At 61.0% G+C, this 1,671-nt stretch carries 5 protein-coding genes; 4 read left to right on the forward strand and 1 reads right to left on the reverse strand.

Annotated features, from left to right (window positions below):
- From EP165_RS20525 to EP165_RS20285, 4 genes are all read left to right on the forward strand, one after another.
- The coding region (locus tag EP165_RS20525) for a hypothetical protein (RefSeq protein WP_164743130.1) at positions 1-278 on the forward strand (278 nt) is incomplete at its 5' end.
- Positions 275-526, forward strand: coding sequence for a hypothetical protein (locus tag EP165_RS20275; protein ID WP_127524668.1), 252 nt, complete (start codon positions 275-277; stop codon positions 524-526). The genes EP165_RS20525 and EP165_RS20275, both read left to right, overlap by 4 nt.
- Positions 516-683 (forward strand): hypothetical protein, encoded by a 168-nt coding sequence (locus EP165_RS20280; protein ID WP_501981699.1) that lies wholly within the window; start codon positions 516-518, stop codon positions 681-683. Before EP165_RS20275 ends, EP165_RS20280 begins: the two co-directional genes overlap by 11 nt.
- Before the next feature lie 85 nt (positions 684-768).
- Positions 769-1,038: a hypothetical protein gene (locus EP165_RS20285; protein ID WP_127524670.1), complete on the forward strand. Its 270-nt coding sequence runs from the start codon at positions 769-771 to the stop codon at positions 1,036-1,038.
- 66 nt (positions 1,039-1,104) lie between these two features.
- Here EP165_RS20285 and EP165_RS20290 read toward each other — a convergent pair whose 3' ends face one another.
- Positions 1,105-1,494, reverse strand: coding sequence for a hypothetical protein (locus EP165_RS20290; RefSeq protein ID WP_127524671.1), 390 nt, complete (start codon positions 1,492-1,494; stop codon positions 1,105-1,107).
- Between the last annotated feature and the right edge of the window lie 177 nt (positions 1,495-1,671).

Genomic DNA, 1,671 nt, shown 5'->3' on the forward strand with positions numbered 1-1,671 from the left:
ACAAGGTCGCACCCGAAGAGAAGCCGGGCGAGCAGCCGGCAACGCAGGTGCCAGAGATGCAGGACGCCGCCAAGGGGCTGGGGCCGGTGGCAATCGTGATGGGCATCCGCGACAAGATTTCCGAGTTGGCCTACTCGCTGCTCGGTGTCGAGGCAGAGACCGCGCAGGCGATCGCCAATGTCCTCCTGGCGGGATCGGCCGTTATCGGCGTCGGTCTCGCCGCTTACGGCCTGTGGGGCTGGTGGAAGAGCAGAAAGACGCAGGAGGCACCGGCATGATCGGACGGCTGATCTCCAACCCTTATGTCATCGGCGGGATCGTTCTGGCGCTGCTGGTTGGGCTCGCATGGTCGCACAGCAAAGCCTACCGAGCCGGCCGGGCTGTTGAGCAGGCGGCAATCCTGGAGCGCATCAACGAGGAGAACGACAATGCGGGCAACAACGCTGAAGACTGGCGTGCTGTGTATCGCCGCTGCGCTGATGCTGGCGGGCTGTACGACTTCGAAACCAACACCTGTGACGACTGACGGCCTTCGCAAGGTCGTCGGCACGTCCCTGATCGGAACGAAGGGCGCCACACCGCAAGATCAGCGCAACATCGACGAGACGGCCGCCGGCCTTTGCGGCGGCGGCGTGTGGACGCGCTCTGAATGTGCCCGCCACGGCAAGGAAAGCCGCCAGTGATTCCGAAGCACTGGTACGTCATCGCGGCGTTGCTGCTGATTGGCGTCATCGCCATCACGATCTGATCACAGCGAGGAAAAGACAGGTGTCCAGATTGAAATTCGATACGACCATCAATGCCGGCCATATTCTGATCGTCGCTGGAATGGCGATTTCGGTGTTCCTCGCCTATTCGGACCTGTTGCGGTCGATCGACCGGCACGAGATCCGTATTGGCACGATCGAACGGCAGACGGACAGCAATGCCGATATCCAGCGGCAAATCCTCCAGACACTCACGACCATCCGTGAGGACATAGCGACACTAAAGGCGCAGACACGACGCGACAGCAATACCGATCCGTTCTCGCGCTAAATCGGCCCCTCCCGTTCCCTCCTTCATTTGGCCCGGCGGCTTCGGCTGCCGGGCCTTTTTCCTTGTCTACGCTTCGCCTTTTGTCGGTGTGAAGCGGGAGAGGGCAGGGTTCGTCAATTCGCCGTCGATCAGGCCGAGCCCAGCCAAATGGGTTTCGATGATTTCGGCGGCGAGTGATGCAGCGTTAGTATCTCGAGCAATGGCATATCCTCTGACGGCGGATGCCAGTTCCGGGCTCACGCGGATTGTCATGGTCTCAGTCGGTTTTGGTGAAGCCGCCTTGTGCTCGGCTAGCACCCACGCTCTGCGCTTTGCGATGTAGTTCTTGGTCGGATTGGCCGCGCGCAGTTCATTGAAGGCGACCCGTGCGACGATCTCGTTTCGCGCCCATGCCTGGGTCATGATGATGTTGCCTTTGTCGTCGGTCTCGTAAACGCAGGCGCCGTCGGCGAACATGTCTATGCGCTCTTCCATGAGCTTGTCTCCCGGTTCGGTTGTCAGGTTCGCCGCCGAGAGGACCGTATTCCTATGGTCGCAAGCGCGTCAAGCAGGGCGTTTCAGGTGGGGTTTCGGGTGGGAACCGGCTCCATGAGCGCCGGAAACTGGTCGGAGTGGCAGGATTCGAACCTGCGA

Source organism: Mesorhizobium sp. Z1-4, assembly GCF_004000235.1.
Lineage (GTDB): Bacteria > Pseudomonadota > Alphaproteobacteria > Rhizobiales > Rhizobiaceae > RCIO01.